Annotated in this window: 18 protein-coding genes and 1 tRNA gene; 12 read left to right on the top strand and 7 right to left on the bottom strand. The window is 72.1% G+C overall.

Annotated features, from left to right (window positions below; all coding sequences use genetic code 11):
• Window positions 1-7 precede the first annotated feature (7 nt).
• From DFJ67_RS05415 to DFJ67_RS05405, 3 genes are all read left to right on the top strand, one after another.
• Window positions 8-952, top strand: coding sequence for an RNA polymerase sigma factor (locus tag DFJ67_RS05415; RefSeq protein ID WP_116066877.1), 945 nt, complete (start codon window positions 8-10; stop codon window positions 950-952).
• Window positions 953-1,013: 61 nt separating this feature from the next.
• A complete protein-coding gene (locus DFJ67_RS05410) occupies window positions 1,014-1,835 on the top strand; it encodes a GNAT family N-acetyltransferase (protein ID WP_239097605.1) in 822 nt (273 codons plus the stop codon).
• A complete protein-coding gene (locus tag DFJ67_RS05405; protein WP_170215748.1) occupies window positions 1,828-2,964 on the top strand; it encodes an acyl-CoA dehydrogenase family protein in 1,137 nt (378 codons plus the stop codon). The genes DFJ67_RS05410 and DFJ67_RS05405 overlap by 8 nt, the downstream gene beginning before the upstream one ends.
• Window positions 2,965-2,966: 2 nt before the next feature.
• Here DFJ67_RS05405 and DFJ67_RS05400 read toward each other — a convergent pair.
• Window positions 2,967-3,047, bottom strand: a tRNA-Leu gene (locus DFJ67_RS05400).
• Window positions 3,048-3,131: 84 nt separating this feature from the next.
• Between DFJ67_RS05400 and DFJ67_RS05395 the strand changes: the two genes are divergently transcribed.
• The 3 genes from DFJ67_RS05395 (at window position 3,132) to DFJ67_RS43665 (ending at window position 6,601) form a co-directional block, all read left to right on the top strand.
• Window positions 3,132-4,970: a hypothetical protein gene (locus tag DFJ67_RS05395; RefSeq protein WP_116066875.1), complete on the top strand. Its 1,839-nt coding sequence runs from the start codon at window positions 3,132-3,134 to the stop codon at window positions 4,968-4,970.
• A gap of 1 nt (window position 4,971) precedes the next feature.
• Window positions 4,972-5,850, top strand: a complete 879-nt coding sequence (locus tag DFJ67_RS05390; RefSeq protein ID WP_116066874.1) for an ABC transporter substrate-binding protein — start codon at window positions 4,972-4,974, stop codon at window positions 5,848-5,850.
• Between the two features lie 592 nt (window positions 5,851-6,442).
• Window positions 6,443-6,601 (top strand): hypothetical protein, encoded by a 159-nt coding sequence (locus DFJ67_RS43665; protein WP_239097603.1) that lies wholly within the window; start codon window positions 6,443-6,445, stop codon window positions 6,599-6,601.
• Between the two features lie 1,008 nt (window positions 6,602-7,609).
• Here DFJ67_RS43665 and DFJ67_RS05385 read toward each other — a convergent pair.
• The 3 genes from DFJ67_RS05385 to DFJ67_RS05375 form a co-directional block, all read right to left on the bottom strand.
• Window positions 7,610-8,872 (bottom strand): acetyl-CoA C-acetyltransferase, encoded by a 1,263-nt coding sequence (locus DFJ67_RS05385; RefSeq protein ID WP_116066873.1) that lies wholly within the window; start codon window positions 8,870-8,872, stop codon window positions 7,610-7,612.
• A gap of 63 nt (window positions 8,873-8,935) precedes the next feature.
• Complete coding sequence (locus DFJ67_RS05380; protein WP_116066872.1) at window positions 8,936-9,730, bottom strand: SGNH/GDSL hydrolase family protein; 795 nt, start codon at window positions 9,728-9,730, stop codon at window positions 8,936-8,938.
• The gene (locus DFJ67_RS05375) at window positions 9,727-10,830 is read right to left on the bottom strand and encodes an SGNH/GDSL hydrolase family protein (protein ID WP_116066871.1); all 1,104 of its coding nucleotides are present in this window, start codon (window positions 10,828-10,830) and stop codon (window positions 9,727-9,729) included. The genes DFJ67_RS05380 and DFJ67_RS05375 overlap by 4 nt, the downstream gene beginning before the upstream one ends.
• A gap of 157 nt (window positions 10,831-10,987) precedes the next feature.
• On the opposite strand from DFJ67_RS05375, the gene DFJ67_RS05370 reads away from it, so the two are divergent.
• The 3 genes from DFJ67_RS05370 to DFJ67_RS05360 all read left to right on the top strand — a co-directional run bounded on the left by DFJ67_RS05370 (window position 10,988) and on the right by DFJ67_RS05360 (window position 14,555).
• Complete coding sequence (locus DFJ67_RS05370) at window positions 10,988-11,344, top strand: YkvA family protein (protein WP_116066870.1); 357 nt, start codon at window positions 10,988-10,990, stop codon at window positions 11,342-11,344.
• A gap of 65 nt (window positions 11,345-11,409) precedes the next feature.
• A complete protein-coding gene (locus tag DFJ67_RS05365; protein WP_116066869.1) occupies window positions 11,410-12,780 on the top strand; it encodes a cystathionine beta-synthase in 1,371 nt (456 codons plus the stop codon).
• 92 nt (window positions 12,781-12,872) lie between these two features.
• Window positions 12,873-14,555 carry a choice-of-anchor A family protein gene (locus DFJ67_RS05360; protein WP_116066868.1) on the top strand — a complete coding sequence of 561 codons (1,683 nt, stop codon included), beginning with the start codon at window positions 12,873-12,875 and terminating at the stop codon, window positions 14,553-14,555.
• A 134-nt stretch (window positions 14,556-14,689) separates the two neighbouring features.
• On the opposite strand, the gene DFJ67_RS05355 is transcribed toward DFJ67_RS05360, so the two are convergent.
• Both DFJ67_RS05355 and DFJ67_RS05350 read right to left on the bottom strand, forming a co-directional pair.
• A complete protein-coding gene (locus DFJ67_RS05355) occupies window positions 14,690-15,646 on the bottom strand; it encodes a S1C family serine protease (protein WP_116075660.1) in 957 nt (318 codons plus the stop codon).
• A 54-nt stretch (window positions 15,647-15,700) separates the two neighbouring features.
• Window positions 15,701-17,452 carry an aminotransferase class V-fold PLP-dependent enzyme gene (locus DFJ67_RS05350; protein ID WP_239097592.1) on the bottom strand — a complete coding sequence of 584 codons (1,752 nt, stop codon included), beginning with the start codon at window positions 17,450-17,452 and terminating at the stop codon, window positions 15,701-15,703.
• Between the two features lie 186 nt (window positions 17,453-17,638).
• Between DFJ67_RS05350 and DFJ67_RS05345 the strand changes: the two genes are divergently transcribed.
• Complete coding sequence (locus DFJ67_RS05345; protein WP_116066866.1) at window positions 17,639-17,938, top strand: hypothetical protein; 300 nt, start codon at window positions 17,639-17,641, stop codon at window positions 17,936-17,938.
• Between the two features lie 190 nt (window positions 17,939-18,128).
• Here the strand turns inward: DFJ67_RS05345 and DFJ67_RS05340 are convergent, their stop codons facing one another.
• Entirely contained in the window at window positions 18,129-18,653 is a 525-nt protein-coding gene (locus DFJ67_RS05340) for a GNAT family N-acetyltransferase (RefSeq protein ID WP_116066865.1), read from the bottom strand.
• Between the two features lie 470 nt (window positions 18,654-19,123).
• On the opposite strand from DFJ67_RS05340, the gene DFJ67_RS05335 reads away from it, so the two are divergent.
• Window positions 19,124-20,800, top strand: coding sequence for a substrate-binding domain-containing protein (locus tag DFJ67_RS05335; protein WP_116066864.1), 1,677 nt, complete (start codon window positions 19,124-19,126; stop codon window positions 20,798-20,800).
• 141 nt (window positions 20,801-20,941) lie between these two features.
• Window positions 20,942-22,186: a glycoside hydrolase family 16 protein gene (locus tag DFJ67_RS05330; RefSeq protein WP_203784379.1), complete on the top strand. Its 1,245-nt coding sequence runs from the start codon at window positions 20,942-20,944 to the stop codon at window positions 22,184-22,186.
• Window positions 22,187-22,223: the final 37 nt, after the last annotated feature.

Raw genomic sequence — 22,223 nt, 5'->3', positions numbered from 1 at the left:
GGGGCAAATGGCAATCACCGACACCGATCTGGTACGCGCGGCCCAGGCCGGCGACGTCAGCTCCCTCGGTTCGCTGCTCACCCGGCACCGTCCCGGCCAGCTCGCGGTGGCCTACAGCATCCTCGGCTACGGGCCCGACGCCGAAGACGCCGTGCAGGAGGCGGCCGTGACGGCCCTGCGCCGCATCGGCGACCTGCGCGATCCGGAAGCCGTCGGGCCGTGGTTGCGGATGGTGGTTCGCAACGCCTGCCGGATGCGGTTGCGGGCTCCCGAAACCGCGCCTCTGGACGACTCGCTGGCGCAGCGGCTGCCGTCTTCCGAGCCCGACCCGGCTGCGCTGCTCGACCAGCACGCCGCCCGGGACTGGGTCTGGCACGCCCTCGACGACCTGTCGCCCTCGCTGCGGCTGGTCGTCATGCTGCGCCACTTCACCGGCATCACGGCCTATGCCGACATCGCGGCGGCCTTAGGCGTGCCGGTCGGCACGGTCCGCAGCCGGCTCAGCGAGGCCCGCCGCAAGCTGGCCGCCGCGCTGCTGGCCACGGCTGACGCGGCACACGACGACGCGGCGGCGCTGACCGCGGCGCGGCGGCGGGTCGCGGAGGAGACGCTGGCCGCCTCGGTACACGGCGACTTCGAGTCGGTGCTGGCCGCGCACTGGTCGCCGACCGTCGAGTCCGTCTGGCCGCAGGGCAACCGGACCACCGGCTGCGACACCCTGCTGCGGGGCATGGAGCGCGACCTGACCGCCGGCGTGCGGCAGCGGCTGACCAACGTGGTGGCCAGCCGCGACCTGACCCTCTGGGAGGTCGACCTGCTCAGCCCGCCGGACGACCCGGAGCACTGCCCGCCCGGCGCGGTCTGGGTGCAGCACCTGGCGGGCGATCGGGTGCAGCGGTTCCGGCTCGTGCACGCCCGCCGGCCGGCGCCGGCCATCGCGCTCGCCGCGTGACCGGCGACACAGCCGAGGTCCCGAACTTTCTCCCGCCGGGCGGCATCCTGCCGGTGTGACGATGGAGTTGACCGCCCTGGCCGAGTTGGCCGAGGCGGAATCGATGTTCGCTTACGAGACGCAGGCACCGCCGGCGCTGGGTGCGGCCGCGGCGCGGATCGGCGGCGGTGTCGCGCTGTCGGTGCGCAACGACCCGACCGGCTACTGGAGCAAGGCCCTTGGGTTCGGCTTCGACGAGCCGGTCACCCACCGGCTGGTGGGCCGGATCGTCGACTTCTACCGGTCCGCGGGCACGCCGGCCGCGACCATCCAGATCGCGCCGTCGGTGTTGCCGCCGGATTGGGACGAGATCTGCTCGGCGTACGGGCTGCGGGCGGGCCCGCCGTGGGTGAAGCTGGCCGTCCCGATCACGGACGTCCGCGCGTCCGCATCGTCGTCGTTGCGGATCGCCCCGATCTCGCCGGGTGACGCGGCGGCGTGGGCCGACGTGTTGCTCCGCGGTTTCGGGATGCCCACCGAAGGGCTCGGCGAGATGCTCGGTGCCGCGGTCTCCAACCCGGCCTTCCGGCCCTTTGGCGTCTGGGACGGCGCCGACCTGGTCGGCGGCGGAAATCTCTTCGTGCACGGCCCGGTCGCCGCGCTCAACGGCGCGGCGATCCTGCCCGGTCACCGCAACCGGGGCGCGCAGTCCGCATTGATCGCCGCCCGGGTCGAGGCGGCCCGGGCAGCCGGCTGCCGGTGGGTGGTCGCCGAGACCGGCGAACCGGCCGCGGGCAGCACCAACCCGTCCCTTGACAACCTCGAGCGCGCCGGCCTGCGGGTGCGATATGCCCGGCAGAACTGGCGCTGGCACCACGAATCCATGGGGGAACAAGATGTCTGACCTGACCGTCGACGACCTGCCGGAGGCGCTCCGGCCGGCGATCGAGAAATACCGCGACGAGGCCGCCGAGACCCGCCGGATCCCGGCGGAACTGCTCGACCAGTTGCGCTCGGCCGGCGCGTTCCGGCTCACCACACCGCGCGAGCTCGGCGGCTTCGAGCTGCCGCTCGCGTCCGTGCTCGACGTGCTCGACCGGCTCGGCCGGATCGACGGCCCGGTGGCGTGGGTCGTGTGGAACCTCAACTGGGGTTTCAGCGCGGCCATCCTGCCCGAATCCGGGATGCGGCGGATCGGGCCCGACGCCCTGATCGCCAACTCCGGCCAGCCCGGTCGGCTGGTGGCCGACGGTCCCGGCTATCGCCTGTCCGGGCGCTGGAAGATCGTCAGCGGCATCGAGTCGGCCGACTGGGTCGCGCTGCTGTCGATCGTCTTCGACGGTGACCAGCCCCGGATGACCCCGGCCGGGCCCGACGTCCGGATCTGCTGGGTGCCGCGCGCCGACGTGACGGTGCTCGACACCTGGCAGGTGACCGGCATGCGGGGCACCAACAGCAACACGGTCGTCGCCGAGGACGTACCGGTGCCCGCCGACCTGGTCGTGCCGTTCACCGTGACGCCGCACATCGATCGGCCGGCCTACCGCGTACCCCTGATTCATCTGGTTTTTCCGGGTTGTGCGGCGGTGCTGCTCGGAATGGCGCAGGCCGCGGTCGACGAGGTCGCGGCGCTCGCGGCGGGCAAGGTCGGGATGGACGGCGCGCCGCTGACCGGGCAACCGCGGCTCCAGGCGGCGGTGGGTCGGGCGACTGCGCAGGTCGGTGCGGCGCGGCTGCTCCTGCTCGACGCCGCACGCGAACTCGATCGCACGGCGACCGCCGGCCGGGAGGCCACCGACGCACAGCGCGGGTTGCTGCGCGGCGCGATCAGCTTCGCGGCGGAGAGCTCCAGAGAGGTGCTGCGGACGATGTACGAGGCCGGCAGCTCCGACCCGCTGTATGAGTCGAGCCGGCTCGGCCGGATCGTGCGGGACGGTCAGGCCGCGGCGCAGCATGCCAACTTGTCGGCGGCGCATTATGAGTTGGCCGGTCGCACCCGGCTCGGGCTGCCGCCCAACGCGCTCTTCGTCTGAGGTGCCCGGGGCGGGACTCGAACCCGCACGCCTTTCGGCAGCCGCTTTTAAGGCAGCCGTGTCTGCCGTTCCACCACCCGGGCATATTGCTGTCACGGTAACCGGTTATCCACAGCTACGGTGGAGGCGGCACCTACCACGCCGCCGCGCATACTAGGGTCTAGCGCGTGACCAGCACTGCCCGCGCCGCGCAGCAGGCCGACCCCGCCGACCCGACGCCGGTGCCGGCCCGGGCCTCGCGCTGGTCCGCCGCCCGGTTCCGGAGCCACTTGCCCGGCCTCGGCATCTGCCTCGCCTACCTGCTGCTGGCGCTGTGGATCATGCACGGGCTCTGGCCGTCGCCGACCAACCGGGCGCTGGGCCTCAACCCCGAAGACCAGACGCTCTACGAGTGGTTCCTGGCCGTCGACTCGCGGGTGCTGCACGGCGACTTCTCCCTGGTCACCGACCGGCTCAACGCGCCCGACGGGGTCAACCTGATGGCCAACACCACGGTCATCGCGCTGGGCGCCCTGTTCTCGCCGATCACCCTGCTCTTCGGCGCCCCGGTCACGTTCGCGCTGCTGGCCACCTTGACCCTGGGGCTCACCGCGGTCGCGTTCTACCTGCTGTTCCGCCGGGTGCTCGGCGCACACCGGCTGGCCGCGGGGCTCGGCGGCGGGTTCTGCGGCTTCGCGCCCGGCATGATCTCGCAAAACAACAGCCACCTGCACATGACCGCGCTCTGGCTGGTCCCGGTGCTGGTCTGGGCGGTGGTCAGCATCCTGCGCGCCGCCGACCCGCGACACCCGGCCAACGCCGACCGCCCCGGCGGCCGCAACTGGCGCCGCATCATCGGCTTCGGCGTGCTGCTCGCGATCACCGTCGCGATCCAGGTCTTCATCGGCGAAGAGGTGCTGTTCCTCAGTGCACTCACCCTGGTGATCATGACGCTGGTCTACCTGGGCGCCCGGCCACACTTCAGCCGCCGCGTGCTGGCCGGCGCGGCCGGCGGCCTGGCGGTGGCGTTCGCGATCTCCCTGGCAGTGCTGCTCTACCCGCTGTGGTTCCAGTTCAAGGGCCCGCAGAGCGTGCCCAACGGCGTGTTCAGCCCGCACTTCTTCTCCGCCGACCTGGCCAGCTTCACCACCATCTCGCCGCTGTCACTGCTCGGCAAAGACGAAAACGCCCGGTTGAGCACCGGCGCCGCCGAATACAACACGTTCCTCGGCTGGCCGCTGCTGCTGGTCGCCATCGCCTGCGCGATCTGGCTGATCCGCCGCCCGGTGGTGCTGGCATGCACCATCGCGGCGGTCGTGATGGCGGCGCTGTCGCTCGGCCCCGAGCTGGTCGTCAACGGCACCCGCACCGAGCTCTGGGGCCCCTACCGCCTGCTGCTCGGCCTGCCGGTCGTCGACGGCGCCCTGCCGATGCGCTTCGCGCTGGCCCTCATCCCGCTGATCGCGACCATCCTGGTCGTCGCGGTCGACACGGCGATCAAGATGAGCTGGCAGCCGGGCCGCCTGTTGGTCCCGGTCGTGGTCGCCCTCGCGTTGGTGCCGATCTTCCCCAAGCCGTTGCCGGTCATCGACCGCGCCCCGGTCCCCGAGTTCATCAGCAGCGGCCTCTGGCGCGAGTGCGTCTCCCCAGGCGGCGTGATGATCCCGGTCCCGGCGGCCAACCCACGCGAGCCGGGCCCGATGCGCTGGGCGGCCGCGGCCGACGCCGGCTTCGCGATCCCTGAGGGCTTCTTCATCGCTCCTTACGGCGCCGACGGCAAGGCGTCAATGGGCACCTTCAAGCAGCCCACATCGCAACTCTTCACCCAGGCCGCGACGGAGGGCATCGTCCCAGGCATCGGCGACTTCCAACGCGCCCAGGCCAGGGCCGACTTCGCGTTCTGGAAGGCCCAGTGCGTAGTCCTGGCCGACGGCACGTTCAACGAGGCCACCCTGCGCACCACGCTTGAGCAACTGCTCGGCCCAGGCAAACGCATCGCCGACGTGACCACCTGGAAGGTCGGCTAACCTGCGCCTCGTCTCACTGCTCCCGTCCGCGACGGAGATCGTCTACGCCTTGGGCCTAGGCGACAGCCTGGTCGGCGTGACCTTCGAATGCACGATCCGCCCCGGCTCTTCGCCGGCGGTGGTAGTCGGCGGCCGCGACACGCACAACCTGACACCGGGCGAGATCGACGCTTATGTCCGTGCGGCCGCCGCGAGCGGCACCGACCTCTACACACTGCACGCCGACGCCCTGGCCGGCCTGGACCCCGACCTGATCCTGACCCAGGACCTGTGCCGAGTCTGCGCCCTGCCGGCAGGCCGGGTAGCCGATGCCCTGAACCACCTGGGCTGCCAGGCCGACGTGCTAACCCTCGACCCACACACGCTGGAAGACGTCCTCGACTCAATCCTCGCGGTCGGCAACCAAGCCGGCGCGTCGGCGACCGCCGTCAACCTGGTGGCGTCCTTGCGCGCTCGTCTCTCGGCGGTCGCTGCGGCGGTCTCAGGCCGGCCCCGCCCCCGGGTAGCGGTGGTCGAGTGGGTCGACCCGCCCTTCGGCGCCGGCCACTGGATCCCGGACCTGATCACGGCCGCCGGCGGCACCCCGGTGGCCGCCCATCCGGGCGCGCGTTCATCGGCGACTACGTGGTCGGCCTTCCAGGCGGAGTCGCCGGATCTTGTGGTCGTGGCACCGTGCGGCTACGACCTGCCCGGCGCCATCGACCAAGCCCGCACGGTGCAGCCCCACTTCCCGTCACTCCCGGTCTGGGCAATCGACGCCGACTCCTTGATCGTCCGCCCGGGCCCCCGCCTAATCGATGGCGTCGAAGCCCTGGCCGCGATCCTGCACCCCGACACGACGCCACACCCGCCCACGAACCACGTCGCACGCGTCGCCTGACCCCCGCCGTCCTCAGTGCCGGGTGCCTCTCGCCGCTGAGGTCGTCCACGGCCGTCGCGGCAGCTTCCCGACCACTAGGGCCTAGACGCGTCTGCCCTTGCCTCCTTCTCGGAGGCTTTGCTCTGCACCCCTGTAGGCAGCACCCCACGGCTCGGGTGCTGCCTACAGGGGTGCAGAGCAAAGCGGAGGAAGACCGGGGGGCCCGCGGGGAGGACGGGTGCGAATGGGGTTAGGCCTGGGACGCGGCGTCGAGTGGGTCGACTCTGCCCTGGGCGAGTTCGTTGGGACAGGGTCAATCTGTCCGTCGGCAAGGCATGGGGGGGGTGAGCGCTTCCGCGCCGACGGCAGAGGCGGTGATCATGTGCGGCTGGTCGACACAGGCGAGGCCCGCCTGCTTGATCGTGTGCACCTCATCAACAACCAGCGCGGCGTGTCATGCAGACCCGACACACATGATCATGGTGGGGCCCTCGTTTCCTCCTGACCTGGTGCACACGATCATGGGACCGCCCGTCCCGGGGCACCTGTTCGCCCGGCCGATGCCGCCGCTCGGCGCATCGCGCGCTGCATCGTCCGCGCAGGCACGCCGCGAATGCCGCCCGCGGCGACCGCAGCGACCGCGCCGTCCGTGCTGGCCGCGCCGCCCGCGCTGGCCGCGCCGCCCGCGCTGGCCGCGCTGGCCGGGCTGACCGCGCCGCCCGCGCTGGCCGCGCTGACGCGCCGCCCGCGCTGGCCGCGCTGGCCGGGCTGACCGCTCCGCCCCGCGGCGACCGCGCTGACCGCGCTGGCCGCGCCGCCCCGCGGCGACCGCGCCGCCCGCGCAGGCCGCGCTGGCCGCGCTGGCCGCGCTGGCCGGGCTGACCGCTCCGCCCTGCGGCGACCGCTCCGCCCTGCGGCGACCGCGCCGCCCGCACTGGCCGCGCCGCCCGCACTGGCCGCGCTGGCCGCGCTGGCCGCGCTGGCCGGGCTGACCGCTCCGCCCTGCGGCGACCGCGCTGGCCGCGCTGACCGCGCTGGCCGCGCCGCCCCGCGGCGACCGCGCCGCCCGCGCTGGCCGCGCTGGCCGCGCTGGCCGGGCTGATCGCTCCGCCCTGCGGCTACCGCTCCGCCCTGCGGCGACCGCGCCGCCCGCACTGGCCGCGCCGCCCGCACTGGCCGCGCTGGCCGCGCTCGCCGGGCTGACCGCTCCGCCCTGCGGCGACCGCGCTGGCCGCGCTGACCGCGCTGGCCGCGCCGCCCCGCGGCGACCGCGCCGCCCGCGCTGGCCGCGCTGGCCGCGCCGCCCGCGCTGGCCGCGCCGCCCGCGCTGGCCGGGCTGATCGCTCCGCCCCGCGGCGACCGCGCTGCCCGCTCCGCCAGGGGTGACCGTGGCGACCGCGCTGACTGCGGCGACCGAGGACCCTAAGGCGAGTCGGCGCCCGACTGGTGTTCGCGTCCATCCAGGACGGCGGCGGTCGCTGCCCACCGGCTCGGACACCGCGGATCGGTGCGGATCTCCCTGCGGGGCTGAGCAGAACCACACCCCTCCCGCAGGAATGGGCGGATCTCCTCGTCGGGCGTAGCCCAACGACCAGGATCTCCGGATGGAGACAAGGTGGAGCGCCCTACTGGACGAACGACCTTGTCCCCATCCGGAGATCCTGGTGCCCTAAGCGAAGCCCGACGTGGAGATCCGCCCCCACGGGCTGGCATCTTCTTTGAGCGGCCAGGGCCGGGGCAGCGCCCCGGCGGGGTCCGGGGCAAAGGCCCCGAAACACCCTCAGCTAAGCCGCTCCAGGACCATCGCCATCCCCTGGCCACCGCCGACGCACATTGTCTCGAGGCCGATGGTCTTGTCGTTCCAGTCCAGGGAGTTGATCAGCGTGCCGGTGATGCGGGCGCCGGTCATGCCGAACGGGTGGCCGACCGCGATCGCTCCGCCCATCACGTTGAGCTTGTCGATCGGAACGCCTAGGTCCTGGTAGGACGGGATCACCTGAGCGGCGAACGCCTCGTTGATCTCGACCAGGTCGACGTCGTCGATGGTCATCCCGGCCCGCTTCAGCGCCTGCAACGACGCCCCGACCGGTCCGAGACCCATGATCTCCGGCGACAGCGCGGTAACACCCGTCGACACGATCCGGGCCAGCGGCGTGATGCCCAGATCGCGGGCCCGCCCCGCGCTCATCACGATCACGGCCGCCGCACCGTCGTTGAGCGGGCAGCAGTTGCCGGCCGTCACCCGGCCATCGGGGCGGAAGACCGGCTTGAGCCCCGCGACCCCTTCGAGGGTCACACCCGCACGCGGCCCGTCGTCCTGGGAGACCACGGCACCACTGGGCGTTGTCACCGGTGTGATCTCGCGGGCCCAGAAACCGTCGGCGATGGCTTTCTCGGCGAGGTTCTGGCTGCGTACGCCGAACTCGTCCATCTCTTCCCGGCTCACGCCCTTGACCTGGGCCAGGTTTTCCGCGGTCTGACCCATCGCCAGGTAGACATCCGGCAGCTCGCCGTCGGTGCGCGGGTCGTGCCACACCTCGCCGCCGCCTGCGGCGGCCTGCTTGGAGCGGGACCGCGCCGAAGAGAACCGGGGGTTGTCCCACGAGCCGCCGACGAGTTCCTGCGCCTCGCTGGGCAGCCCGTCGGACGAGCCGCGCGCGAAGCGGGACACGCACTCGACGCCCGCCGAGATGAAGACGTCGCCCTCGCCGGCCCGGATCGCGTGGAATGCCATGCGGGTGGTCTGGAGGGACGACGAGCAGTAGCGCGTGATCGTCGCGCCCGGCAGGCCGTCGAGGTCGAGCATCGTCGCGACCACGCGGGCCATGTTGAAGCCCTGCTCGCCGCCCGGGAGGCCGCAACCGAGGTAGAGGTCGTCGATCGTCGTGGGATCCAGCGCGGGGACCTTGTCCAAAGCGGCGCGCACGATGGTGGCGGTCAGGTCGTCGGCCCGCAGCTCCCGCAGCGACCCTTTGACAGCCCGACCGATGGGGGAACGAGCGGTAGCGACAATGACGGCGTCGCGGTCCGACTGGATGGCCATATCCCACGTTAACCCGCGACCCGCCGACCGCGAGGATGCGATTCCTCTCAATCCGAGAGGCAGCTAGGACGCGGGGGAACGGCCCAGTCCGGCCAGGGCCGAGACGGCGGGCAGCAGGGCATGCGCCCACACCCGGTAGCCGTCGGCCGACGGGTGGAAGCCGTCGAAACACAGCGTGCCGGCGTCGGCCCGGAAGACCGCGCCTGTCTCCGCCGCCAGGTCGACCACGGCGCCGCCGGCGGCGTGCACGGCCCGGCCCTGCGCGGCCGCCGTCTGCCGGCCCCACCAGCCGGCGATCTCGCGCAACGGCTGGTCGATGGCGCGCGCCGCACCGAGGTCGGGACAGGTGCCGACGACGACCTCGACACCGGCGTCGCGCAGCCGGCGCACCGCGGCCGCCAAATAGGCCGCGGACTCGCCTGGCCGGCGCAGCGCCGTCGCGTCGTTGGCGCCGATCAGGATCACCGCCAGGTCGGGGCGTTCGCCGAGCAGCGCGCGGGCGACCTGGGTGGCCAGGTCGGTCGAGCGGGAGCCGGAGACGCCGACCGACGAGAGGTGCACCCGCAGGCCGCCCTCCTCGGCGAGCAGGCGGGCGAGTTGGCCGCCGACCGTGTCGTTGACGTCGTCGACGCCCACGCCGAGCGAGGTGGAGTCGCCGAGCAGCACCAGGCGGACCTCGGGGGCGCCCTCGCGGCCGACGCTCGTGCGCAGGGCCAGGCCAAGTTGCGGCTGGGCGTAGCGGCGGTTGCGGGCGGCCATGAACTCGCCGGCCAGCAGGGCCGCACCACCGAGGGTGCCGGCGGCCAGGGTCATCGCGGCCGTTCGGCCAACCCAGCCGACCAGACCGCGTGACGTCATGCCAACTCCTCCACCGTGGACGGATGCGCGTCTTCGCGCTCCGGTTCCAAGGGTAACGTCGGCGCCGCTCCGCGCAGGTTCCCGAACAGGCGACGAGCGCCACCCGGGCCGGGGGTGAACCACGCGGTCGGGCGACGGCGCAGCGTGGCCCAGCGGCCCGCCGGGCCCCGGTCGCGGCCCGCGACCTGGGTGCCGCTGACCTCGGTGCCGGGCTGGCGGGCGGCTTCCTGCGCGGCCTGGGGCAGCGAGCGGACGCCCTCGCCGGCCGACAGCGCCACCGGCTCCTCGGGCGCGCCGAGCGCGGCCAGCACGGAGGGCAACATCGCCGCCGCGGCCAGTGCGTAGCCGTCGGCGGAGGGGTGGAAGCGGTCGAGGCTGAACATCCGGGCCGGCTCGGCCGCGAAGCGGGGGCCGAGCAGGTCGCCGAGGGAGACCGTCCAGGCGCCGGCCTCGACGCTGGCGACGGTCTGCGCGGCGGCGAGTTGGCGGCTCCAGCGGCCGGCGAGCCAGCGCAGCGGCGGCTGGATCGGCTGGATCGTGCCGAGGTCGGGGCAGGTGCCGACGATCACCCGGGCACCGGCGGCGCGGAACTTGCGGACCGCGTTGACCAGGTGGCGCACGGCGATGTGGGTGCTGGTGCGGTGGGTGACGTCGTTGCCGCCGATGATGATCACGGCGAGAGCGGGGTGTGGCGTGCGCTCGAGCGCGGCCTCGACCTGGTGTGGCAGGCCCGCGGACAGGGCGCCGACCACCGCGTGCCGGTGCAGCCGGACCGGGCGCTGGAGCCGGCGGGACACGCCGGTCGCGAGCAGCGCGCCGGGGGTCTCCCGAGGCTTGTGGACGCCGTAGCCGGCCGCCGACGAGTCGCCGACCACCACCATCTCGATCGGCTCGCCCGGGAACCGGGTGCCGTAGACGCCGTCACCGCGCGGCGGCGGCTCCTGTGCCTGCGGGATCCGCCGGCGGGCCTGCTCGGCCTGGCCGACGATGAGCGCGGCCCCCGCCACCGCTCCGAACGCTGTGACGCCCGCGCCGACCGCCGTGAACCGTGCGACCGTCCGGGCGGCGGTGCGCCAGGCCGCTGCCTCGGCTGCCCCCATTGGCTGTGCCCCCCATGCGTGATGTACGGCTACGAGGCTAACTCCGTTGGCGTCGAAAAGGTGCTTCACGCCGCCGTAGGTGTTCCGGGGAACAAACCTCGCGACGGTTCAGGGTGGCGCGTTCTGGGCATCATGGTGCCCAGGAGGTGGAAAGCCGATGGCGAGAACCTTGAAACGCACCGCGGCATTCGTCGCACTGGGCCGGGCGTTGACCGCCGGTGCCCGGGGCGGCCCGGGTCTCGGCGCGCGGCTGGGTGCCCTGCCTCGAATGATCAAGGCATCGGCCAGCGGTGAGTACGACGGTGGCATGCGACTGGCCCTGATGACCGCCGCGACGATCTACGTGGTTTCGCCGCTGGACTTCGTACCCGAAATGTTCCTGGCGGTCTTTGGGCTGGTCGACGACCTGGTGATGGTGACCTGGCTGGCCGGCAGCGTGCTGGCCGAAACCGACCGGTTCCTGGCCTGGGAGGCCAAGCGGAGGGCGACAATACCCGGCACCGTGCTGTCCTGACCTGCGCACGTAGGCTGGGATTCGACCCGCCGGCCCGGCGGGGCGGACCAGAAGGGCACAACGCCGTGCGCTACTACGACAACGTCGTCGACCTCATCGGTAACACGCCGCTCGTCCGGCTGCGCAACGTCGCCACCGGCATCGACGCGACGGTGCTGGCCAAGGTCGAATATTTCAACCCCGGTGGCTCGGTCAAGGACCGCATCGCGCTGCGGATGGTCGAGGCGGCCGAGAAGTCCGGCCTGCTTCAGGCCGGCGGCACGATCGTCGAGCCGACGAGCGGCAACACCGGGGTCGGGCTGGCGCTGGTGGCCCAGCTCAAGGGCTACCGCTGTGTCTTCATCTGCCCTGACAAGGTCAGCGAGGACAAGCGCAACGTGCTGCGTGCCTACGGCGCCGAGGTGGTGGTCTGCCCGACCGCCGTCGCGCCCGAGGACCCGCGTTCCTACTACAGCGTGTCGGACCGGCTCAGCCGCGAGATCCCCGGCGCCTGGAAGCCCAACCAGTACGCCAACCCGGAGAACCCGCGCTCGCACTACGAGACGACGGGCCCGGAGATCTGGGAGCAGACCGGCGGCCGGATCACCCACTTCGTCGCGGGCGTCGGCACCGGCGGCACGATCTCCGGCGTCGGCCGCTACCTCAAGGAGCAGTCCGGCGGCGGGGTCAAGGTGATCGGCGCCGACCCGGAGGGCTCCGTCTACTCCGGTGGCACCGGCCGGCCCTACCTGGTCGAGGGTGTCGGTGAAGACTTCTGGCCCGAGACCTACGACCGCGAGATCTGCGACGAGATCGTGGAGGTCTCCGACAAGACCTCGTTCGACATCACCCGGCGGCTGGCCCGCGAAGAGGGCCTGCTGGTCGGCGGATCGTGCGGGATGGCGGTCGCCGCCGCGCTCGAGGTGGCGCACCGCGCCGGCCCCGACGACGTGATCGTCGTGCTGCTGCCCGACGGCGGCCGCGGCTACCTGTCGAAGATCTTCAACGACGACTGGATGGCCCGCTACGGCTTCCTGTCGACCGGCGGCGAGGAGCCGACGGTGCGCGACGTGCTCGCCGGCAAGAGCGGTCAGATGCCCGAACTCGTCCACGTGCACCCGACCGATCCGGTCCGCGAGGCGATCGACCGGATGCGGGAGTACGGGGTGTCGCAGGTGCCCGTCCTCAAGGCGGAGCCGCCCGTGGTGACCGGCGAGGTCGCCGGCTCCATCGTGGAGAAGGAACTGCTCGACGCGCTGTTCACCGGTCAGGCACACCTGCACGACATGGTGGAGAAGCACATGCACTCGCCGTTGCCGATGATCGGCGGCGGCCAGCCGGTCAGCGAGGCGGTCGCGCTGCTCGAGAAGTCCGACGCGGCGCTGGTGCTGATCGACGGCAAGCCCAAGGGCGTGATCACCAGGCAAGACCTGCTGGCGCACCTCGGTTCGCGATGATCCGACCCACTTAACCTAAAACGCGAACTCTGTCCCATTCGCGGTGAATACTGCTCCTTGGAGGTTTATTCGCTTCGGGGGGCGGTTTTCGCATGGCCAGGAAAGCGAGATGGGCGGCCGCGGCGGCGGTGGGAGCCGTCGCCGCTGCCGCGTCGCTGTGGGTGTTGACGCCGGCGTCGGCGACCGGGCCGGTCAATCCGGTCGAGGGCGGGCTCGGCTTCCTCGTGCTCGTCGAGGGCAACGCGACGCTGACCGGCTCCGAGAGCGAAGGCCCGGTCGCGGTCGGCGGTGACCTGACCTTCGGTGGCGACTACCGGATCGCGGCCGAACGCGGCGTACGCCTCGGCGACGGCGAGAGCCCGCTGATCATCGGCGGCCGGGCGCTGCTCGGCGCACCTCCGGTGGTCGACGCCACGGTGCTCGACGCCGGCGAAACCGCGGCGGACGGCGACGGGGTCGGAGCCGCGGCCGGTGCGGACGGGGGACTGGGCGTGCTGCTCCGGGCCACCGATCCGCCGCGCGAATCCGGTGCCGGCGCCCGCAAGGCCAGCCTCGCCGAGCAGGACGCGCTCGACTTCGCCGGCGTGTTCGCCACCTTCCGCGAGCGGTCGCAGCAGTTCGGGACCTGCGGCGAGACGGCGACGTTGCGCAGCTCCGACGGCCGGGAGTTGGCCCGGCCCCTGCGGGAGGCCGGAACCAAGGCCTACGTCTCGCTGACGCCCAACCAGACCAACGTGCTCAACCTGAGCGGCGACGAGTTCAACAACCTGTCCGACCTGACCTTCAACACGCAGCCCGGCGCCGCGACGCCGCTGCTGGTCAACGTGCGGACCAGCGACTCCTACGAGTGGCGGACCGCCAACTTCGCCGGGATCAGCGACAACCAGGCGCCGTACATCCTGATGAACTTCCCGGACACCACCGCGATCACGCAGGTCGGTGCCGACACCGCCGAGGGCACGATCTACGCCCCGAACGCGGACTTCACCGACGTCAACACCGCCAACAACGAGGGGAACCTGGTCGTGAAGAGCTACACGCACGGCACCGCGGCCACCAACGGCGGTGAGACACACGACCTGCCGTTCAACACGACGATCCAATGTGGCGCGGCACCGGACAGCACCCCGGTCGCGGCGCCACCGGCGACCGGCACGACGACCGAGATCCCGGCCGTGACCGCGACCCTGGACGCCGCCACCGAGCCGGCGACGGCGACCGTGCGGCCCGACCTGGGCACGCCGGAGCCGACGACTACCGAGGTGCCCGGCGTGGTCGCACCCCCGATGTGGCCGACGACCGACCCGGCCCCGCTCGACTCCAACCTGCCCTGGGCCTGGATGACCGAGCAGCCGCCGTCGGCGCCGGCAACCGACCTACCGATCTTCGACCAGACCGACGCGCCGGGTGCTGATCCGACCAACGCGCCGGCCGTCGACCCGAGTGGCGCCGCGGTCGCGGAGGAGCCGCCGGCCGACGGGGATCCAGCGGCCGAACTGCCCGGCGACGACGACACGATCCAGTTCTGGCCCACGACACCGTCGGCGAGCCCGTCGGTGACGCTGTCGGCCGTCGCGTCGGCCAGCAGCGAGCCCGCGGTCGTCGCCAACTACGGCCCGCTGCCCGGCCAGGGTGGTGCCGGCCCCGGTGAGCTGGTCTCCAGCCGGCCGCCGACCTCCCGACTGCTGATCGCGGCGCTGTCCATCCTGGTCGTCAGCGGCACGTTGCTGCTGCTCGGCCGCCGGCGCCGCCGCCGCCACCTGGCCGCGCACTGAGCATCTACTGACCCGGCACCAAAAGGCCGAGCCGGCTCCCTTCGGCAGAGGGAGCCGGCTCGGCCACGTTCGCAGCCCGGGCGGCTCGTTCACGTTCGCAGGTCAGCCCGCTCGGCGCATCACGGCCCGCTCGGTCACGTTCGTAGCTCGGCCGGCACCGTGACCACGTCGACGTAGGCGCCGCGACGCAGCAGGGTCACCGACATGCGGGTGCCGATCGCCGGGCCGAGCATCAGGCGTTGCAGCGACTGCACGTTTTGCACCTGCTGCCCGCCCGCGGTCAGCAGGATGTCGCCGAGGTAGATGCCGGCGACCCCGGCTGGGCTGCCCGGCACGACCTCGACCACCCGCAGCCCGGAGCGCTGGCCGGCGCGTTCGGCGACCGGCGGCGGCAACGGCACCGGGACGCCGGCGACGCCGAGCCAGGCGCGGCGTACCCGGCCGTCCTTGATCAGGTCGCCGATGATCTGGCGGGTGTTGCGGTTGATCGGCACCGCGAGGCCGAGCCCGTAGCCGGCGACCGCGGTGTTGACCCCGATCACCTGGCCGGACGAGTCGACCAGGGCGCCGCCGGAGTTGCCCGGGTTGAGCGCCGCGTCGGTCTGGATCACGTCGTCGATCAACCGGAGGGCGCGCCCCTCGCGGGCCGGCAGCGACCGGCCGAGCCCGGAGACCACCCCGGCGGTGACCGAGCCGGCCAGCCCCATCGGGTTGCCGACCGCGACCACGAGTTGCCCGATCTTGAGTCGGTCGGCGTCGCCCAGCGGGGCCGGGCGGGCGCCGGCGTCGCGGACCCGCAGGACCGCCAGGTCAGAAAGGGCGTCGCGGCCGACCACGTCGAAGCCGGCCTCGGCGCCGTCGCCGAAGGTGGCCGTGCCACCCTGCGCGCCCTCGACCACGTGGGCGCTGGTGAGCAGAAAGCCGTCGTCGGTGAAGGTCACGGCGGAGCCCGCGCCGGCACCCCGGCCGGTGCGCACCGACACCGCGGCCACGCTGGGCAGGATCTGCGCGGCGACCGTCGTGACGATCCGCGAGTACGCGTCGAGCGCGGCGGTCTCGTCGCGCTCCGGTCGGGTCCGTTCGGTATCCACGTCACCCACAACACGCCGCCCCCGCCGGGAATGCCGGCCTTCGGCGGGGTTCGCTCAGAGCGGAAGCGGCTCCGCGGGACTCAGGCAGACAGCGGGCAGGTCGAACCAGCGGAGCCCCTCGAAACCGGGTGACAGCGCGTTGTCGCCGGTGGTCTCGGCGCAGCCGCTCCCGTCGTAGGCGTCGAAGATCGTTTGGGCCTCCGCCAGATAGCCCGGCAGCGCGGCCTCGGGCGCCCGGTCGGCCGGCACCGCCCCGGCCCAGCGCACCCCGCCGCTGTCGAAGGTGACCTCGGTCAGCCGCAGCGCCGGCTCAGCGAGGCCGCGGTGGTGCCGCCACAGCCCGGAATAGGGGTCGAAGCGATAGTCGGGCAGCAGTTTCCAGCCGTCGCGGGCGATCAGGTCGACGGCCTCGACGATGTAGCGGCAGACCGCCTCGGACAGGAAGTAGTTGAAGCTGACCCGGGCCCAGCCGGGCTTGATCCCGGCGCAGCCGGACATCACCTCCTGCTCGAACCGCAGGGAGTGATCGAGGTCGATGCCGAGTAAGCGGTGCCCATAGGGGCCGGCGCACGAGCAGCCGCCCCGGGACTGGATGCCGAAGAGGTCGTTGAGCAGCGCCACGACGAAGTTGTGGTGCAGGTAGCGGCCGTTCGGGCGGCGGACGACGAAGGACAGGATGGAGAGCCGGTCGGCGTGCGGGTTGCCGAGCACCTCGATCGCCGGGTTGGCGGCCCAGGTGTCCATCGCGATCCGGCGGAACCGCTCCTCGCGCTCGCCGATCACGGCGGTGCCGACGGCCTGCTTGAGGGCGAACACCAGGCCGGCGCGGATCGACTCGACGATCGCCGGCGTGCCGCCCTCCTCGCGGTGTGCGGGGTCGGTCATGTAGTGGTGCATGAAGCCGTTGACGTAGTCGACCGTGCCGCCGCCGGGCACCGTCGGGACCCGGTTGCGCAGCAGGTGGCGGCGGACCACCAGGACGCCGGGCGTGCCGGGGCCGCCGACGAACTTGTGCGGGGACAGGAAGATCGCGTCCTTGCCGGCCATGTCGATGTCGACGTAGGGGCCGGCCGCGGCGTAGTCCCAGCAGGCCAGCGCGCCGTGCTCGTGGAGCAGCGCGGAGATCGCCGCGGTGTCGGTGATGATCCCGGTGACGTTGGAGGCGGCCGAGAACGAGCCGATCTTGAGTGTCCGGTTGGCATAGCTGGCCAGCGCTGACGCCAGGGCCGCGCGGTCGACGTGGCCGTCGGCGTCTTCCGGCACGACCACGACGTCGGCGATCGTCTCGCGCCAGGGCAGCTCGTTGGAGTGGTGCTCGTAGGGACCGATGAAGACCACCGGGCGGTGCTCGAGCGGGATCAGTGAGCGCAGGTCGTAGCCGTCGTCGAGCTCGGCCGGGATGCGGATGCCGAGGATCCGGACCAGCTTGTCGATCGCGCCGGTGGCGCCGGAGCCCGCGAAGATCACCACGGTGTCGTCGTCGCCGCCGACCGCGTCCCGGATCACCGCGCGGGCGTCTTCGCGCAGCCGGGTGGTCTGCCGCCCGGTCCCGGACGACTCTGTGTGCGTGTTGGCGTAGCGGGGAAGCACCTCGTCGCGGATGAAGTCTTCGACGAAGCTCAGCGACCGGCCGGACGCGGTGTAGTCGGCGTAGGTCACCCGGCGGGGCCCGTAGGGACCCCACATCACCTGGTCATCGCCGATGACGCCCTCGCGGATCAGGCGCAGCAGCGGCGGCTCATCCCCGTCATCGGGTCTTGCGCCGACCGGAGGTCCCGGCGGCATAGGCGGCACTGCCCTGCTCATGGCTCATTATGCGAGCGCGGCACGGGTTTGCGGTTGGGATTGTCAGGGACCCGCCCCGGCGGCACCCCAGAGCCCAACAAACCGGATTAATCCGGGAAGTCGCACAGACTGTCCGATTGCGGGCGACCGAGAGACGGTTCCATATGCGTACGGCGGCCGGCGGGCCGCCGCGAACGAGGGGGACCGATGGTCAGCGTCGACCATACCGTGCGGGCCACATCGGGCCGCGAAACCGCGCCGGAAGACGTTGTCGACCGGCTCCTCTGGCAACACGCCCGGGAGATTCTCGGGCGACACGCACGACCCGGCCGCGACGGTGGCTGCGACTGGTGCGGTGGGGCCTGGCCCTGCCACTCCCGGCGCGCCGCCGAGCACGCCCTGGCGGCATCCCGTCGCCCCTGGCGTGAAGGCTGGACGGCCCGGCACGACCTCAACAGCGTGCGCGTGGTCGCTCGCGCCGACCGACGCCGGGTCGCCGTGAGCTAACTGAAGACAACCGCACCCGCGGTGACCGTCGCGTGCTCCGCCAGCACTGCGACATTCCCGCAAACACCCACCTGCGGTCCGGACCGGCTAGCCTCCGCCGGTCACGACGCCTCCGGCCAGGCGTTACCGGGCAGCGGTTGGGTACGGCGGGCGAGGGTGCGTGACCAATCGGTTCCCCCGCATATCTAGGTCACGCACTCTCGCCCAGCCAGCTTCGCGAATAGCGCAGCTGGCGGGTGGGCGCCGCACCCATGAGTTCCTCGCGCTCCCGGCCATCGGGAAGCCAGCCGCCCCGCTCGTAGAAGCGCCGGGCGTGCGCGTTGCCGTCGAGCACCCAGAGCACCGCCTGGCGCCAGCCCCTGCCGCTCATCGTGGCGAGCGCGTCGCGCATCAGCGCCCGGCCGATGCCCCGGCCCTGCGCCGCCGGGTCGAGGTGGATCGCGTAGAGCTGGCCCGTCGAAGGGGTGAACTCCTCCTCGGGACCGACGTAGCTGAAGCCCACCGCCGCCCCGTCGTCGACGGCGACGGTCAGCCGATGGGTGTCGGCCTCGTAGGCGAACCGTTCCCGCCACCAGGCACTGAGCGACTCCGGCGAGAGGGCGCTCAGCCCGGCCATCGGCACGAAATCGCGGTAGGCGGCAATGCGCGAGTCGTAATGGAGGCGACCAATGGCCTCGATGTCATCGGCAACTGCGGGTCGTAGTGAGAGCGTCACGGAAATGGCTCCAGAACGGCTGTCAGCCGATTGACTGATCGGATCGAAGTTGGTCGTACGTACGGATCACGTTAGATCTTCGTGATTATGCCCCGGAATAGCAGCGACCCCCGAGGCTTCCGTGCTTGCACGGACCGGCTGGACTGGGCCGGAACCTCGGGGGCCGGGTGGCTGCTTCGGTTTCGCCGCACCGCTGCCACACGGTCTCGACGATCGGAAACTGTCAAGGACAGCGGCTAGCGGGCAGCCACCTCACGAGTCCCAGTGCTATACAAAGCTGGACCACCTCCTTTCCCGTGTATGGCCACGCTATCCACGCAGCGAGGTGCCGAGCAACGGTTTTTTCTGGGTCATATGCCACTTTTGGCGCCAGCACAGAGATCGAATTTTGCTAGCAATCACGGGACTGCGGCCGATGTGACCGGTTTTGGGGGACGGTCGTGCCGCGTCGAGGGGGATAGGACGACGTGATGGGGAAGCACGCGGCCCGCATCGGGGTGGCTCGCTGGACCGTGCTCGCGCTTCTGCTGCTCGGGCTGCCGGCGCTGGTCGCCGCCGGCCTGATCGTGGTGCGCGGCGATGGGTGGTCGGCTCTGTCGCCGGGCAACTCGGCGTGCGACCGCAAGCTCAAGGTGGTCACCGCGTCGTCGTTCGCCCCGGTGCTGTCCGCCCTGTCGGCGCGGCTCGCCAAGACCGACAGCTGCGTCCGGATGGACATCGTGGTCGCCGACGGCCGGGCCGCACCCGACACCGTCCGGCAGACCGGCGCCGACCTCTGGATCCCCGACGACACCTCGTGGGTCGGCACCGCGCCCGACCTGGGCCTGGCCCGGCTCGGCCCCGACAACACGATCGGCACCGGCGGCGCCGGCACCGTGCTCGCGGACAGCCCGATCTACATGGTCACCGACGCACCGACCGCGGCGAAGTTGCGCACCGCCGGCGACTCCTGGCTCGCGCTGGCCACCCTTCTCGACAAGGATCCGACCGTACGGCTGGCCGTCCGCGAGCCCGGCACCTCGGGCGACGGCATGGTCGGCGCCGGGTCGATGGCCGAGACGATCTGGACCGGGCAGGGCATGGACGCCTCCGCGCAGGTGCTGTCCCGGGCGTTCAAGAAGACCCGCACGGTGCGCGGCGGCGACCTCGCGCTGCCCCGGCTGCCCGGCGAGGTCGGCCTGGTCGCCGAATACTCGCTGGTGCCACAGCTCACCAAGGTCGCCGCCGGCGGCGCGGTGCTCGCCGGCAAGGACTGGCGGGTGGCGCTGCGCTACACCTGGTTCCCGACCACCGCGGCCCTCGCCGACGACGACCGGGCCGCCGCGCTGGCCCGGCTGCTCGAGGCGCTGGGTTCGGCCGACGGCACCGAGGCGATCACCGCCGCCGGGCTGCGCGCGCCGCGTTCCGCCGAGCCCGACGAGCCGCCGCCGGGGGCCGAGGAACTCCCGACGCTGGCGAGCCGGCCGATGCCCTTCCTCGGCGCGCACCACGTCGACCACGTGCTGGCCACCTGGTATGCCGAGGACCGCCAGACCGACCTGCTCGTGGTGGTCGACGTGTCCGGCTCGATGGGTGACCCGGCACCGGGCTCGAAGCAACCGTTGATCAAGCTGGTCGCCGAGGGCTGCCAGTCGCTGGAGGGCCTGCTCCCCGACGACAGCCGGCTCGGCCTCTGGGAGTTCGGCACCCAACTCGACCCGCCGCGCGACTACCACGAGTTGCTGCCGGCGGAGTCGCTCACCCCGTCGCACCGGGACGCGACGCTCGAGGCGTGCAAGAAGCTCAACACCCATTCCAGCGGCACCGGTTTGTACGAGACGATCCTGGCCGCCTACAAGAGCGCGCAGGACAACGCCCGCAAGGACGTGCCCAACCGGGTGCTGCTGTTCACCGACGGCCGCAACGACGACAAGGGCTCGAAACTGACCCTCGACGGCCTGTCCGCCGCGCTGAAGTCGACCGCCGACGAGACGCGCCCGGTCAGCCTGAGCGTGGTCGTCTTCGGCGCGGGCGAGTCCACCAAGGAATCTTCGGCCAAGCTGGAGAAGGCCCTCGAGCCGGCGCAGGGCTACGTCGACACATTGTCGACGGCCGATGAGGTGTCGGCGGTCTTCATCCACGTCGCGGCCGGCGGCCTGCACGGCTGAGCCGTACCCCCGAAGCTCGGGTCTGGGTCCGAAATATTCTGGCAATCTCTGAGAGCGCTCTCTTGACACGACGTTCATCTATCTGACAGGTTTCCAGACAGTTACGTCTGTCTCTATCTATCGCCTGATGAGGTGATCGTCGTGCTCCGTCCCCGCACCTTGATCGCGGCCGCGGCGGCCGCCGCGTTAGTGGCAACGGCGTTGACCGTGCCACTCTTCGCCGGCCCCGCGAGCGCGGCACCAGCACCCGGGCCACTGGTCTGGTCCGACGAGTTCAACGGACCTTCCGGCAGCGCCGTCGACCAGTCGAAGTGGCGCTTCGACATCGGCGGCAGCGGGTGGGGCAACAACGAGCAGCAGTACTACACCAACAGCACCCGCAACGCCGCCATGGACGGTGCGGGCAACCTGGTGATCACCGCGCGCCGGGAGAACCCGGCCAACTACCAGTGCCACTACGGCACCTGCCAATACACGTCGGCCCGGCTGCTCACGGCGGCGACGTTCACCCGCACGTACGGCCGGTTCGAGGCACGCATGAAGATCCCCCGCGGCCAGGGCATCTGGCCGGCGTTCTGGATGCTGGGCACGCCGGTCAACTGGCCGACCAGCGGCGAGATCGACATCATGGAGAACATCGGCCGCGAGCCCAACCAGGTGCACGGCACCATCCACGGCCCCGGCTACTCGGGCGCGGAAGGCATCGGCGCCGGCTATTCCATCGGCCAGCCGTTCGCCGACGGCTTCCACACCTTCGCCGTCGACTGGTCGCCCAACCTGCTCATCTGGTATGTCGACGGCAATGAATACCAGCGCCGCACGCCCGCCGACCTCGGCGGCGACCGCTGGGTCTTCGACCACCCGTTCTTCATGATCATGAACGTGGCGGTCGGCGGCTACTGGCCGGGCTACCCCGACGGTTCGAGCACCTACCCGCAGACGATGACGGTCGACTACGTCCGCGCGTACGCCCAGCCCGGCGGCACCACCCCGCCACCGACCGGCGGCGGTGGCCGGATCACCGGCATCGGCGGCAAGTGCGTCGACGTCGCCGGCGCGAACCCGGCAAACGGCACCGCGGTGCAGCTCTGGGACTGCAACGGCACGACCGCGCAGCAGTGGACCTGGGCCGGCGACGGCTCGGTGCGGGCGCTCGGCAAGTGCCTGGACGTGCCGTCCGGTTCGACCGCCAACGGCGCCAAGCTCCAGTTGTGGGACTGCAACGGCAGTGGTGCGCAGCGGTGGACGTTCAGCGGGGCCAACGACATCGTCAACCCGCAGTCCAACAAGTGCATGGACGCCACCGGCAACAGCTCAGCGAACGGCACCCGACTGCAGATCTGGGACTGCGGCGGCGGTGCCAACCAGAAGTGGTCGCGCAGCTAGACGCTGCCCGCCCGACCGCTTCTGACGAAGGGGCCCA

Origin of the sequence: Asanoa ferruginea, from assembly GCF_003387075.1 — a bacterium.
GTDB classification, from domain to species: Bacteria; Actinomycetota; Actinomycetes; order Mycobacteriales; family Micromonosporaceae; genus Asanoa; species Asanoa ferruginea.
The sequence above is the reverse complement of the archived record's forward strand: the minus strand, read 5'-3'. Positions and strand labels throughout refer to the sequence as shown.